At 47.7% G+C, this 14,840-nt stretch carries 12 protein-coding genes; all 12 read left to right on the forward strand.

The genetic code is table 11. The features are described 5' to 3' along the window. Positions 1–160: 160 nt before the first annotated feature. The 12 genes from ACUN9X_RS10495 (at position 161) to ACUN9X_RS10550 (ending at position 14,830) form a co-directional block, all read left to right on the forward strand. The gene (locus ACUN9X_RS10495) at positions 161–1,513 is read left to right on the forward strand and encodes a hypothetical protein (protein WP_445473009.1); all 1,353 of its coding nucleotides are present in this window, start codon (positions 161–163) and stop codon (positions 1,511–1,513) included. Positions 1,514–1,535: 22 nt separating this feature from the next. Next, positions 1,536–2,429 (forward strand): glycosyltransferase family 2 protein, encoded by an 894-nt coding sequence (locus tag ACUN9X_RS10500; protein WP_445473010.1) that lies wholly within the window; start codon positions 1,536–1,538, stop codon positions 2,427–2,429. 28 nt (positions 2,430–2,457) lie between these two features. After that, positions 2,458–3,618 (forward strand): glycosyltransferase, encoded by a 1,161-nt coding sequence (locus tag ACUN9X_RS10505; protein WP_445473011.1) that lies wholly within the window; start codon positions 2,458–2,460, stop codon positions 3,616–3,618. A gap of 86 nt (positions 3,619–3,704) precedes the next feature. Next, complete coding sequence (locus tag ACUN9X_RS10510) at positions 3,705–4,670, forward strand: polysaccharide deacetylase family protein (RefSeq protein ID WP_445473012.1); 966 nt, start codon at positions 3,705–3,707, stop codon at positions 4,668–4,670. Then, positions 4,670–6,037: an O-antigen ligase family protein gene (locus ACUN9X_RS10515; protein ID WP_445473013.1), complete on the forward strand. Its 1,368-nt coding sequence runs from the start codon at positions 4,670–4,672 to the stop codon at positions 6,035–6,037. The genes ACUN9X_RS10510 and ACUN9X_RS10515 overlap by 1 nt, the downstream gene beginning before the upstream one ends. A 34-nt stretch (positions 6,038–6,071) precedes the next feature. Beyond that, complete coding sequence (locus tag ACUN9X_RS10520; protein ID WP_445473014.1) at positions 6,072–7,175, forward strand: glycosyltransferase family 4 protein; 1,104 nt, start codon at positions 6,072–6,074, stop codon at positions 7,173–7,175. A gap of 12 nt (positions 7,176–7,187) precedes the next feature. Continuing rightward, positions 7,188–8,702 (forward strand): oligosaccharide flippase family protein, encoded by a 1,515-nt coding sequence (locus tag ACUN9X_RS10525; RefSeq protein ID WP_445473015.1) that lies wholly within the window; start codon positions 7,188–7,190, stop codon positions 8,700–8,702. Next, positions 8,703–10,640 (forward strand): asparagine synthase (glutamine-hydrolyzing), encoded by a 1,938-nt coding sequence (gene asnB / locus ACUN9X_RS10530; protein ID WP_445473016.1) that lies wholly within the window; start codon positions 8,703–8,705, stop codon positions 10,638–10,640. Beyond that, positions 10,637–11,656 (forward strand): GNAT family N-acetyltransferase, encoded by a 1,020-nt coding sequence (locus ACUN9X_RS10535; protein ID WP_445473017.1) that lies wholly within the window; start codon positions 10,637–10,639, stop codon positions 11,654–11,656. Before asnB ends, ACUN9X_RS10535 begins: the two co-directional genes overlap by 4 nt. Positions 11,657–11,666: 10 nt before the next feature. Next, positions 11,667–12,572 (forward strand): glycosyltransferase family 2 protein, encoded by a 906-nt coding sequence (locus tag ACUN9X_RS10540; RefSeq protein WP_260035463.1) that lies wholly within the window; start codon positions 11,667–11,669, stop codon positions 12,570–12,572. A gap of 10 nt (positions 12,573–12,582) precedes the next feature. Beyond that, positions 12,583–13,713: a GNAT family N-acetyltransferase gene (locus tag ACUN9X_RS10545; protein ID WP_260035464.1), complete on the forward strand. Its 1,131-nt coding sequence runs from the start codon at positions 12,583–12,585 to the stop codon at positions 13,711–13,713. Between the two features lie 226 nt (positions 13,714–13,939). Continuing rightward, positions 13,940–14,830 carry a glycosyltransferase gene (locus tag ACUN9X_RS10550; protein ID WP_445473018.1) on the forward strand — a complete coding sequence of 297 codons (891 nt, stop codon included), beginning with the start codon at positions 13,940–13,942 and terminating at the stop codon, positions 14,828–14,830. Positions 14,831–14,840: the final 10 nt, after the last annotated feature.

Raw genomic sequence — 14,840 nt, forward strand, 5'->3', positions numbered from 1 at the left:
AATTCCTTTATTCTTTTTGGTAATAAAAATAAAGTTCGTAAGCTTTATTTCGTTTTATTTTTGAAGCCAATTTAATTTAGTCGCGCTTGTTTTTCGCAATATGGTCTAAACTTAGTTTAGCTGAAGCGGGTTTCCTTTCATGGTACCGGAGTGAAATAATATGAAAACTTCTTACCGGTCATCCACCACAATCGGTGTGATGCTTTTTGGCAGTATCTTCACTTCTTTAGTAAGTGTGAGTTTGAGCGCAGCTCCGTCCGTAACAAAGGTATCAGGTAGTCCGGTTGCCCTAGGTGGAACTGTGGTTCTTGAAGGAGCCGGCTTTGGCAGTCGCGGTGCCAATGTTGCTCCCGTTTTAATGGACTTTGGCAGTGAATCATATGACTCAGCGAAGCTGAACCTACACCAATCCTCATTTTCTGACGGTCAGCCTATACTAAGGAGTAGTGAAGGCGATGTTAGTAGCCTTTGGGATAAACCTTCGGTTGGTGATTCAAGTGGCGTACCTCATGCCCCCGTTATCTCACTTTCGAGAACGGCCAGATCAGAGGATGATAAAGGCCATTATTTTTTTGAAGGAGCGAACTCCTTTTTAGGCTGGCCTACAGCTTATGGAGGCTCCGATACGCCGACAGATAACTCGCGTCTCTACGTTGCTTGGCACCTTAAAATGAAATACGACCCCAGGTTTTATTGGGCGATCTCGGCTCAGGGTAAAAAAGGTGAATTTATTTCCGGCGAAAAAGTGTCTGTCGGTGATATAAAGGGGACCTACATAGGTAAAGGAACAGTCGGTAATGGTAAGGGGATGCACCATTTTGTTTTTGACGGCCAAAAGAACGCGAATGCGCTAACTGGCAATGTGATCAGGGGCAATAGTTCGTCCGCTCAAATGACTTTTCCTGAAAATTTTGCCGGAGGTTCGGGTAATGGTTATGAGTCGCCCGGAGCTAATAAATACCTTCGTGTTTGGGAGGATCCTCAGGGTAAAGACGGAGTGAGAATATCTTGGACGCAAATACAGGTTCATAAAAATTGGGTAAGTGCGCCAATAACTCCCGATAAGTGGCACTTAATGGAGTTTTTTTTAGATACGGATGAAAATGACTTATCAATATACGTTGATAGAAAGCTGCTGACTAATATAAGCACTAGTGATACACCTGCCTTGAAGGGGGCGCTAAGTCCAACTATAGCATTGATTGGTTTTAATGGTAAGCTTCAAGAGTTCCAAGAAACTGATATTGATGATATCTATATGGATTATAGGTTTAGTAGGGTCGTGCTTGGAGCAAAAAGTTCATTCTCTGAGTTGGAGTCCTATGAGCTTCAGATTCCGATTTCTTGGTCTAATAATAAAATTGAGTTCATACCAAATTTAGGAGCTTTAAATCCTAAGGGTGAGATATTTGCTTACGTTATTTCTGGTGATGGCCAAGTAAATGAGCAAGGCTTCCCACTTTGCGCAAGTTGTAATTCTCCACCTTCAGCTATTCAGTTAAAGATTGAATGATTTTAAATCAAGTAGATATAAAATGAATTTAATAAATGATAGAGTTTCAATAATTATACCAGCCTATAATAGAGCTAAATATATTGAGTGTGCAATTGAATCATGTCTAAGGCAGGATTATTCCGATATCGAAATCATTGTTGTAGATGATGGGTCTAAAGATGGCACCTTCGATATATTGTTCGATTATCAGAGTTGCGAAAAAATAAAACTACTTTATCACGAAGGGCGCGTTAATCGTGGTCAGTCTGCTTCAATAAACCTAGGTTTGAGTGCTGCATCGGGCGAGTTTGTCGTGATACTGGATAGTGATGATTACTTGTCAGCAGGCGTAGTGGCGCGCCATGTCAGCTATTTATCAGAGAATTGTGAATGTGGTTTGGTGTATGGTATGGGTGCAGCTGTTGATTCAGAAGGTAGGTCATTGAATTTTAATACTTTAAGTGATTTTCACGTCGAGAGCGGTGATCCGAATAATTTGTTACTTAACTGTTATATTGCGCTTCCTGGTGGGTCGATGGTTCGTTCTTCGGTTTATAAGAAGATTGGAGGTTTTGTAGAATCGTTCAGAGCTGGTCAAGATCACGATATGGCTTTACGTATATTCGAGTCCACGAAGGTCGCTTATCTTCCAGAGGTGGCTTTTTTTTATCGAAAACACGAAGATACCATTAGTGCCCGTGGTTTGGAGCGGAGGTGGCGCATAGGGTTTGAAATCTTAAATCGTGCAAGGATGCGTTATCCTTATCGTCAAAATATAGTAAGAAAACGATTGGCAGTTTTATATTTTCGTTTGGCATTAGTTGTTTGGGAAGATAGAAACTTTTTTCATGCGATTTGTTATTTTCTAAGGGCTGGTCTGCTTGATCCTGCAAGGTCGCTGCGGGTTATTGCAGGTCAAGAAAAAGTTAAATAATTAAGTTATTAAGCCCATGGAGACTAGCTTGGACGGTTTGAAAGTTTTATACGTAATAGATTATTTTCGTGATCCAAATGCCGGCACAGAAGGTCAATTATTTGAGTTGATTAAGGGTCTTCCTGACAGGTATGTCCAGCCTCATTTGCTTGTTTTTGAGGAATCGCCATGGCTCAAGGAAAATTGTTTTCCCTGTGAGTATAGCGTCCTAGGGTCTCGATCACTGAAGAGTTTTAAAACGTGGCTTGCCCTGAACGCGAAAGCTCGGCAGTTTCGTTCTGGAGGCTACAGTGTTTGCCATGTTTTTTTTAATGATCCTTCTGTTATTTGCCCTCCTGTATTTCGGATGCATGGTATTAAAACGCTAATTTCTCGAAGAGATATGGGGTATTGGTATACTCCTTTTTTAAAAAATGTTTTAAGAGTTACCGGACGTTTTTCCTCAGGTGCAATTGTAAATAGTGAGGCTGTCAAACGAATTACGGTAAATTCAGAGCGTTTGCCTGAAAACTTAGTTGAAGTTATCTATAACGGGTATCATCTTTCCGACTCCGCTGATGAGATTCTGAGCCTCTCCTCAACAGATGCGCTGGTTTCCCTAAAAGCTAACGGTCGCTTGTTGATGGGGCTTGTTGCGAATATTCGACCGATTAAGCGTATTGGTGATGCTATCGAGGCCTTAAAGCTATTGAGGCAAAGTACACCTGATTTAGATCTTGTTATTATTGGGGCGGGAGATCCTGCTGAATTAAATGCGTTGGCTGCGAGGGCCGGTATTGATGGCCGCGTGCATTTCCTGGGGGCTCGAGGTGACGTTAGGGCATGCCTCCGATATCTAGATATTGGCGTTCTTTGCTCAGAGTCCGAAGGTTTCTCCAACGCAATTATTGAATACATGCAAGCAGGGTTACCTGTTGTTTGCAGTGATGTTGGTGGCAACGGGGAAGCCGTCATTCATGGGGACTCAGGTTACCTGTTTCCTGCAGGAGATATTGAGGCATTTGCCGACTGTATTCAAAAGTTGGCCAACAATGCCGGCGAGCGTGAGCGAATTGGGAGCAATGCAGCCGCTGAATCATCTCGTCGATTCGGTATGAGTGCGATGATTGATGCACATGTTAAACATTATCGTAGGGTGCTTGGCGTTGCAGGGCATGACGCTCATTGTAGAACCAAGGGAGGGGGTTAGTTGTTTTCGGTATTTTATAAGTTAATTATTAGGGCCTCGTCGTGAATTATTTTTCGCGTTGTATTCAATTGGCCGGAAGTATGGGGATGTACCAGTTCGCCCGCTACTTAACCCGGACCTCTCCGCGTATACTTATGTATCATCGTTTTTCAAAAGAGCCGCGACCGGGATTTGTCTCTGAGAAAAGCTTTAGAAAACAACTGATATATATAAATAAATACTATCGACCAACCAATTTGAATGAGCTTTCGCATTTATTGTTCGAAGGAAAGCGGGTTCCTGAAAATACGTTGGTTATTACAGTAGATGATGGCTACCGTGATTTTCATGACGTCGCCTGGCCACTGCTTGAAGAATACAATATACCCGCGACTCTATTTGTTACGACAGGCTTCGTAGAAGGGGATCTTTGGTTGTGGCCTGACCAGGTTACCTGGCTATGCAAAAACGCGCCGAATCACGACATCGTCTTTGAGACGCGGGGCCTGTATGTGTCCAGCGAAGATGTCCATAGAGATTATGCAGGTGTCTGGAAAAGGTTGATTGGACATCTGCTGTCCATACCTGACCCCGAAAAACATAACTTTATTCGCTCACTGGCCAGTGCTTGGAAGCTTGTATTGCCCCGCCAAGCGCCGGTCGAGTTCCAAGCATGCTCATGGGCTCAGCTTGGTCAAATGGAGGCGTCAGGTATAGAGATAGGTGGGCATACAATAACCCACCCCTCACTTGGACGGGTCGATTCGGTTCAGGCATCACATGAAATTGTTGGATGCAGAGACGCGCTGGATGAGAAGTTGGGCTCGCGAGCACGACCCTTTTGTTACCCCAATGGTGAGCCATCGGATTTTAATCCGGCCCTTAAAGCTGTTGTTGAACAGGCAGGGTTCACCTGCGCAGTCACGGCTTTTGCAGATAGCTTGGAAATGCAGGATCGATATGCCTTGCGTCGACACTCTGGTAGCGATGAACCCTTCCAATTCTTTAAATCGGTATCGGGAGTCGAGTTGATGGGGCATCGGCTACGCAAGACGATCAGGGTGAAGGCGTAATGCCTGGTATAGGGAGCTCTGTTGCCTTTAGCCAACCGTCAGGGCCGGCGAAAGGGGTGTCGCAAAACGAACAGGTTTCAAATGGCCTGTTTTGGCTGTACATGTATTTTTTGGTGGATTTCTTTTTTCATCTGTCTGCTAGAGTTCATGTCTATGCAATGCTGCGCCCAACGTTGCTTTTGGTGCTCCTGATTAGTGTAGGTTTATATTTACAAAGGGACCGTTTAAAGGACCGGGGTCAAGATCCTATATTCAAATCGATGTTTGCAATTCTGATTTATATTGCGGTGACGCTTATACTCGTTGAATACCCGGGAAGTGTTGTACGAAATAATTTACCTGAGTTCGTCAAGGCAATTGTATTCCTATTCTTCACAGCTTTAATTCTTGACTCCGAAAAGCGGTTGAAAATATTTCTATTTGTATTTATAGGTTGCCAAGTATTCCGAGTTTTGGAACCTTTATTTCTTCACATTACTGAAGGATATTGGGGGGATCGGACTTATCTCGGAGACGGTGATTTCGCAGGACGCTTGGCGGGGGCGCCTTCTGACGTTATCAATCCTAATGGCCTTGGATTTGTTATAGCGACAGCCATACCATTTTTGCATTACTTGCTTTTTGGACGTGGAAAAATAGCGTCAATTATCTACTTAGGGCTCATGCCTGCACTCTTATATGCGTTAATCCTTACTATGTCGCGAGGCGCATTTTTAGCGTTGCTTGTTGTTGCGTGGATGGTATTCAAGACCTCATCCCGAAAGTGGTTGTTGCTACTTATTGCTGTTGCCTTGGTATTCGGGAGTTGGAGTGTCATGACGCCGATCCAGAAAGACCGGTATCTTTCACTGGTTTCTTCAGATGCGAAGGGCGCGAAAACGACCGATGGGCGAATTGATCTGATTATTCATGAATTCGAGTTGGGCCTTGAGCGTCCTTTAGTGGGTCATGGGTTAGGTACAACGCCTGAATCAAAATACCATAGCTGGGGGCGCCGACAAGCAAGCCACAACATGTATGGCGAGCTAATAATTGAACTGGGTCTGATAGGGTTTGTATTTTTTCTGAGATTTATTATCGCCATATACCGACGCTTCCGAGAAAATCAGAAACGGTTGTTGCTGCTAGGTGACGCCAACCCGTTCCTTGCCAACCTGAACAAGGCGTTACTAGCAGTTTTTTGGATGTATGTTGTGTACAGCCTCAACTACTATGGCTTGTCGCAATATTATTGGTATTTGCTTGGAGGAGTAACCATAGCTTTTGGCAGGGTTATGGACAAACTCGGCCGAAATACTGATTCGTTACAAGCTGACGACCATTTGCAGGCTAGAGTTGGGCTCGGTTGGAAGGTTAATAGAGGCTGATGGCGTCTAGTTATATGTCGTTCAAGGGGAATGGATGAATATTTTGGTGGTCGCCCGGCATCCTGGAGGTGGGATACGGACGTATTTTCGTTATGTGTACGGCGAAAAGGTTATGAGTGATGTTTCCATCACTTTCCTGACGCCAAAAACAGATTCTATGGAGTCGATCTACCAAGGACTCGGGAACGTGGCGAAAGTCTGTAGATCTAAAAATACACTGTTTTCGCTGTTTAAAGGCTTACTGCGGCTGCTACTGCAACGACCCGATTTGGTGCATTCGCACGGTTTTACCGCCGCAATAATCACCTCGATTCCCGCGGTGTTGTTGCGGGTTCCGCATGTTGCGACGACTCATGACGTATTTTTACCTGATCAGTTTAAAGGGATGAAGGGGCGGGTTAAGCGGTGGCTCATCGGTACGCTATTAAAAACCTGTACTGTGATTAATCCGGTTGGTCGCGATGCGATGTTGAATATGAAAGAGACATACCCACGCCTGGGTGAGGGAAATAGAATCGCTGAAATTAGAAATGGTATTGATTCTTCATTCTTTATGACGGACCAGGTTCGAGATCTTCGGGCCGAATCCAGTATCCCTGACAGTGCTCTGCTGGCTGGCTTTTTTGGACGCTTTATGGCGCAGAAAGGCTTTGGTTTACTGGTTGAAGCTGTTGAGCGGATGAAGGACTCTCAGCTGCCGATCTATGTGGCGTGTTTCGGTTGGGGAGGTTTTATTCGCGAAGAGCAGGCCGCACTTGAAGCTCGAGGCTTGACTGAATACTTTCATTTTTTTCCTGCTACTGACGAGATGCCCGCAGCACTGCGAGGTGTTGATATTGTAGTCATGCCTTCTCGCTGGGAAGCGTGCCCACTGCTGCCTATGGAAGCGATGGTGGCAGGGACCCCAGTATTGGGGAGTGACTGTATAGGTTTGAAAGAGGTAATCGAGGATACTCCATCATTAATGTTTCCTCAGGGTTCGGTCGACGATCTTATCGCCCAGTTGAAATACTTCAAGGAGCACCAGCCCGCTATTAAGGAAGAGTGCGTGGCATTCAGGCCTGAGGCAGCAGACCGCTTTGATGTCGGCCACACAGCTAAGTCCTTACATGCTATTTACTCCAGAATGACCCAATAGCAGGTAAAACACGTGATACGCAGCCTGCTTGTGAACACCGGATCCAATGTTCTGGTAATGATCGTTAAACTGATCATTACGTTCGTGATGACCCCTGTATTTGTATACAACCTGGGTAAATACGATTACGGCCTTTGGGAGATGATCGGAGCGATCATCGGTTATGCCGGCATGTTGAATCTCGGAATCCAGCCCGCGATCAGTCGTTATGCGGCAAAGTACAAAGCGGAAGGGGATCAATCTCAACTGCTGATTGTATTTTCATCTGCTTTGTTTTTCATGATTCTGACAGGCATGCTTTTGTGCCTGTTTTGTATTCTTTGGGCTGCTTGGTTTCCCAACGTGTTGGCACCTGAAGGTAGCCCATCAGAACGTTACGCCATACTGCTGATTATCATCGGCGCTCAATTGTTGTTTGCATTCCCGGGTCAGGTCGCTGAGAGTTATCTTGAAGGGTTCCAGAAGTACTATTTGAAGAACAATATTACGATCGTTAACTCGGTTATCGGATCGACAATTCTCTATATTTTCATCACACCTGAAAATGGTCTGTTATTACTCGCAGGGATCAATGCTATAGGACTCTCTGTGAAGTACGTTCTATTTTTCTTGATTCTGTTCAAACCCGCCTACGGCGCTATTCGAGCAAACCTTGGTAATTTTTCCTTTCCAAAATTGAAAGAACTTATTTCGTTCGGGGTTAAATCTCTCATTCAGGGGGTCGCTACCCGTATTGAAAATATGACGGATTCGCTAGTTATCGGTTTCGTGCTGGGGCCCGCAGCCGTGCCTTTTTACAGTATTCCAGCGAACTTGGTGCAGCACCTGCGTAACCTTGGTTGGACTCTAAGTCATGCCTTTATGCCGTTGTTCAGTGGCATGAGTGCAATGAACGATCAGGAGGGTATCCAGAGGGTCTATCTGATGGCGAGTAAATATGTTGTTGGCGTCATATTGCCGATGGCGGCTGGGATGTTGATTTTGGGAGCGCCATTTCTTGGCATCTGGATAGGGCCGGAATTTGAGGCGCAGGGTCAATGGATTATCGCATTTTTGGTTATTTTTACGTTGTTGCCGTTAATTGATCCGTTTAATAGCCGTTACCTCACCGCGATAAACAAGCACGGCATTTTTGCACGCCTGACGCCTATCGCTGCCGGTATTAACCTGGGCCTGAGTCTTGTTCTGGTCCATCAATTTGGCATCCTGGGTGTCGCTTTTGCTTCAACCGTTCCGGCGTTTATTTTTGTTCCCATTTATCTGAAGTACACCTGTAATGAACTGGGCATCGCTGTTTCCCGGTATCTAAAGGAGAGCGTATTGCCGTGCGTGGTCCCGGCACTATTGCTAGCACTTTCTGCGTGGTGTTTCCGGCAGTGGGTGGGACTGGAAGGTTACCTGGATGTTTTTGTGGCGGTACTGGTGTCTGGCATGATCTGGGCAGTAGCGTTTTGGTTAATGGCGCTGAATCCAATGGAAAAGCAATATATTCGTGCACGCTTGCCAATTTTGAAAGGAACTCAGTAGATGTGTGGCATAGCAGGATTTTTAACGCCAGATAGTATCGAGGGCCCTGAGCGGCTACTCAGGAAAATGGGCAAGAGCATTGCCCATCGAGGACCGGACGCAGACGGCGTCTGGTTCGATGGTGCGCATGGTCTCGGCCTGGTACACAGGCGGTTGGCCATTCAGGACCTCTCCCCGGCCGGCGCTCAGCCGATGGTTTCGCCTTCCGGGCGCTATATCATTGTGTTCAACGGCGAAATATATAACTTCAAAACACTGGGGAAGGAGTTGCTCGGGTACGGCTATTCCTTTAAAGGTCATTCTGATACCGAAGTGATGCTGGCTGCTATTGAACACTGGGGCATTGAAAGCGCGATACCTCGCTTCTATGGCATGTTTGCCTTTGCGCTGGTCGATCGAGAGAAAAAGGCACTGTATCTGACCCGTGATCGAATGGGTGAAAAGCCTCTCTATTATGGCTGGCAAAGCCGGTCGCTGTTGTTTGGTTCTGAGCTAAAGGCGTTGCGTGTACACCCGTCGTTCAGTGGTGAGCTAGAGAAAAACGTGCTGCCTCTTTTGCTTCGCCATAACTTTATTCCCGCTCCCCATACCATTTTTAAGGGTATTTTTAAGGTAAGGCCGGGACACCTTGTCGAAATTAGCTATGGCGCCGCCGGCCACGGCGAAGTGACTAGCGATACAGCTTTTTGGGATATGTCAGCCATTAGTGAGCGCGAGCCTCCCCCGCAAAGCAGAGACGCTGCTGCGAACAAGCTTGAGGATATTCTTGGAAATGTCATCCAAGAACAGATGATTTCGGATGTTCCATTGGGTGCTTTTCTTTCCGGAGGAATTGACTCTTCAACTATAGTGGCCCTGATGAAGGCGCGCGCCAGCCGACCGGTAAAAACGTTCACGATCGGCTTTAATGAACCCGGGTTTAATGAGGCTGAGCACGCCGCGGCAGTAGCTGCGCATCTTGGTACAGAGCACCATGAGCTGTATGTGACCGAAAAGGATGCGCTGAATGTTGTGCCCGATTTGCCTGCTACTTATGACGAGCCATTTGCTGATTCCTCGCAGTTGCCAACGATGCTTGTCAGCAGGATGACCCGCGAGCATGTAACGGTTTCGTTGTCCGGAGACGGTGGAGATGAGTTGTTCTGCGGTTACGGGCGATACAACTCGATGATGGCCGGTTGGCAAAAGCGGCACTCAGCCACATCACGGCTCCGCGGTTTTGTTTCTCGTTTACCGACGCGGGCAGCGGCTAATCTTATTCGCCGTGCTGTGCCGGCTCAGAGAACCCGGTCCCTGACCGCTATCGAAGATCGTTTGATTGCAGACCGAGCCTGCTCCCGGGCAGAAGATCTATCGGCGTTCTATCGCTCGCGGATCTCTTATTGGCCGGATCCCTCAGTGGTTTTGAGAGACAGCAATGAGCCGGTTTATGGGTTGAGCGCGGGTTTGCCTGAGAGCATTCCAGGTGACAGTCTTAAGACGCTCATGTGGCGCGATCTCAACTGGTACCTTCCTGATGACATACTGGTCAAAGTGGATCGAGCCGCCATGGCTTGTAGCCTGGAAACGAGGGTGCCGCTTCTTGATGAGCGAGTCGTGAGGTATGCATTAAGTCTCCCGGTGTCAATGAATATGGAAAATGGATTAGGCAAGCAGGTGCTTCGCCAAGTGCTGTACAGGCATGTGCCCAAAGCATTGATTGACAGGCCGAAGGCGGGGTTTGCAGTGCCGATTGGCGTTTGGTTACGTTCGAGCTTACGTGATTGGGCCGAAACGTTGTTGGATGAGCACCGTCTTGATCAACAGGGTTTGTGGAACACCGGTATCATCAGAGCTTATTGGGAAGAGCATTTGACCGGCCGTGAGGACTTTTCATTTCAGCTTTGGGGCATTCTTATGTTCCAGTCCTGGCTTGATCAGCAGATGGTTGATTCGTGAGCATCAGACCAGTCAACTATGAGGCGCGATACCAGCAGCCCATTGTGGCGCTCCTCGAGTCGGTGCCTTATAAACCATTGCTTTGGAAATGGCAGTTTGAAGAAACGCCTTATGCTGAACGCTTTAACCCCGTCATTCTGGTAGATGACGCTGATAAGGTTGTGGGTTTTAACGGGATTATGCCCATTGAAGCTACCGAGTTTGGTGTGCCGATCGATGTGCTTTGGAGTTGTGACTTCCATGTTAGCGCCAACATGCGGGGGCAGGGCTTGGGAAAGCAGATTAAGCGAACGCTAATTGAGCAGGCCGATATCATTATGTCATTTGGCGTAAGCGATCAAGCGTCCCATGTCCTCGCTAAAATGGGCTGGCATCAAAGCGAATCGGTCTACAATTTTCGGTTGATCAGGGAATGGCATTCTCCCCGGATGCTTGCGTTCCAGGTTCTCCAATGGGCCAATGTTATTAGGGGTGCGCTGTGCAGAAGAAGCCATAGTGGCGACTACAGCATAGACGTGCGGAGCCAGCTGCCGGGCAAAAAGGCTATCGACTACCTCTGGACTGTCAGCAAAGGTGGGTTTGGTAAGACCATTGCGCGCACTCATGAATATCTTGACTGGAAGTATCAGAACCATCCTCTTGCGCAGTATGCTTTTGTTTGCGCATGGCGTGACGGTATTTTGTTGGGCATGCTCATTGTTCGTTATTCCCGCGGAAGCTTGAGAATTGTCGACTATCTTGGCGCGGCAAGGGATGTCGATCTAAAAAGAGCTTTGATCAGAAAGTGCAGATATCAGTGGCGCCACGCTCGCCACATCACAACGGCAACTTCTGATGAAGAGTTAGGGCAATGTTTGCTGGATGAAGGATTTTTTCGACCACGGTCCCGGCCGCGCTTTTTTGTTCGGACACGATTGAAAGACAAGGCTCGCTGGGAGGACAACTGGTTCATTATGGCTGGCGACAGCGATGGTGAACTATTATTGGCGGCACAAGATCAGTATTCAGCGCTCTAGGGAGCAGGGAATGAAAGGCAACCAACCACTCATTAGTATCGTTACCCCTACCTACAATCGCGAAGCGTTTCTGGCGGAGGCGATACAAAGTGTCATCGACCAAACCTATGAGAATTTTGAGCTCATTATTGTTGATGACGGGTCGACTGATGGGTCAGAAGTGCTGGTACAGCGTTATGTGCAGGAAGACTCCCGTATACGCTATTTCAAACAGCATAATCAGGGTCAGAGTGTTGCAAGAAACCGAGGGATTCAGGAATCCCGGGGAGAGTTTGTCTGTTTTCTTGATTCTGATAACAAATGGTTTCCTGACAAGCTTGAGGTGTCGGTGAAGGCGTTTGCCGATAATCCGTCAGTAGACATTGTCTACGGCAACAACGTCACCATTTCTGAAACCGGCGCTGAATTAAGTCGATTAAATATGCCCCGGCACTCCGGCATGATTACCGAGCGCCTGCTCGCGGATAACTTTATCAGTATGAATACCACCATGGTGCGAAAACACTGTTTTGACACGCTTGGGGCCTTTAACGAGCGTGATCGTTTAGCTGAGGATTATGAACTCTGGCTTCGTCTGTCGACCCAATTCCGCTTTTTATACGTCCCGCATTACTTTGGATATTACCGGGTAATGGATGATCAGATTTCCACTGATAAAGAGGCGCGCTTTAGTGCAAATGAACAAATTATTCACTCTTTCCTTGAGCAGTTTCCTGATGCGTTAACCCGCAAACAGAAGCGGGCCGGCTTGTGTCGTTTTTATCTCAGAAAGGCACGATATTTGTCTGCAACGGGGCAGCGCAGGCGATGTTTCAGCGCATTACGCAGGGCATTTGGTCTTGACCCTTTCTGGCTGGGTCCTTGGCGGACAACAGCGCGGGTAGTAATGGATATTCGAGGTAAGCGTGCCCGATAGTGGTTGCAGGGTGAATGCCCGCCTGCTTAGTGCATATGAGTTCAGCCAGCTCGGTCCCGACTGGGATGATCTGGTTGAGCGTTCTGGCGCCGATCGTCTTTTTATGGGCTGGAGTTGGCTCTATAGTTGGTGGGAGACGTGGTCACAAGTAATGGGGCTGGATCTTCTTCTAATTGGTGTGTTCGATGATGGTGGTCGACTTATCGGGATAGGACCATTCTACCGAAGGGCACAGCAGATGCCCCTTGGGTTGCGGGTTAACCGAGTGCAAATGCTCGGAAATGCTTGGCATGTTGGCCCATCTGTGAGGTCTGAATATACCAACTTGATTACCGACGCCAATTGTTCAGAAGAGGTATCAAGCGCCATCGTGGCGTTTGTTAGCCAGCTCACTTGGGATGAAGTTGTGTTGTGTGATTGCAGTCCTGCCAACGTTGACCTGATTACGCGTGCCATGAGAACCCATCTTGGTCAGTTAACCCAGGTGGACCGGGCGTTTGATAGCGGAATTGCCATCAACGTTTCAAACAGTTTTGAAGAGTGGCTTGCGGCGCTTGGAAAAAACACCCGCTTGAAGGTATATAACCGTCGCCAAAGGATATCCAGGCGATCGCAGATAGACTTTATCCACGCCGGCAGCAGCTATGAATTTGCGGAGTTTCTTGAAGAGCTTTCCCGGTTTCATATCGGCCGGTGGGGGAGTCCAGCATTTGATAGAGAGGGCATAAGGTTTCATCAAGCGTTTGTTCAACGTTTCACCGAAAGCGGCGGTAAGCTTGAAGCATCGAAAATGCTGGTAGACGGAAAGTGCGTATCAGTGCTCTATGATGTTGTTATTGGGGCCCGGCGTTACAACATTCAATCCGGATACGATGAGTCGTTCGACCGTCAGGTTGCATTGGGCACCCTCCATCTTGGGTATGCGATAGAGCAAGCGTTTGCGGATCCTGACATCCATTACTACGACCTATTGGCCGGGGGTGGAAAAAATACGTTCTATAAAGATCGCCTGCATGGCACAGCCTATAGTTTTAAAACGGTTCAACTCGTCCGAAAGCCCGTGCTCAGGTTGATTTACACCCAACAAGCTAAATTACCTGCGGCCTGGCGCCAGCGCATAAACAAAACAATCCGGCTCTGAACTGAAGACGTCGCGGATTAGGGATTAATCCTGGAATTGGAAGAGTTGCATGGATAGACGGATAGAGATTGTTTACCGAAATACCGGGCGAGGTCTGGTTGCTGATGGCGAGATGCTGCGGTCCATTCTTGAGAGCCTTGGTTTTGACGTCATCATAATCAAGGTGCCGCCGACGAGAGGCTACCAGTTCCGTATCAGAGGTCATCTCGATACGTGTTACAAGCGGATGCCCTGGTTGCTGTCACTCTCTATCAATTTGATTGCAAAGTGGCGTCGGTGGCGGCTCGGCTACCAGCCGCTGCTGACTATCCAGCTTCAGTCTCCGATCATGCGTTATTTCGGAGCCGCGAGACACACGTGGCTCGTGCCTAACCAGGAATGGTTCAGGGCGGACCGCCTGATATATTTGAAGTTCTATGATGCCGTCGTCTGCAAAACGGAGGCGGCTCGCGCGCTTTTTTCGCAGTGGCACAAAAATACTGTGTTTACCGGTTTTTCAGGCGAGTATGCGACTAGCGTAGAACCCGCAGGGATGCTTCAGGTAGGGGCGCCTGAAGAACAGAGCTCACCGTTTTTTATTCACGTTGCGGGCAAGAACCGGCGCAAAGGCTCGCAGTTGCTTATGGCGTGTTGGCGATTGCAGCCGGAGTGGCCAAAGCTTGTTGTCGTTACCGATTCTGTAGACCGGCTTGCGCCTATTCCTGATAACGTTGAAGTGCTTACCGATGCGGACGACCAGTGTGTTGGGCATTTACAGCGGAATGCGCTCGCCGTACTTGCGCCATCTGAAGTTGAAGGGTTTGGCCACACCCTACTTGAGGGTATGGCAAGAGGGGCGATTGTCCTATCAACCGATGCACCGCCAATGAATGAGTTGGTAGATGCCGAACGTGGAGTTTTGGTGCCTGCAGAGTGGAAAACCAAGGTGCGGCTCGGGGATGGATATGGAATTTCAGTTGATCATATGACAGAAGCCGTGAATCGCATTTTGGCACTGAGTCCCGAGCAGCGTACCGCAATGTCGGTTAAAGCGCGGTCCTGGGTTTATGAAAACCATTCTGCTTTTTGCCGTCGTTTTAAATTGTTGATTGAAGAAAATCTCAAGCCAGACAATTAGCCGAACGGGA

The sequence above is a fragment of the Marinobacter sp. V032 genome (assembly GCF_052645435.1).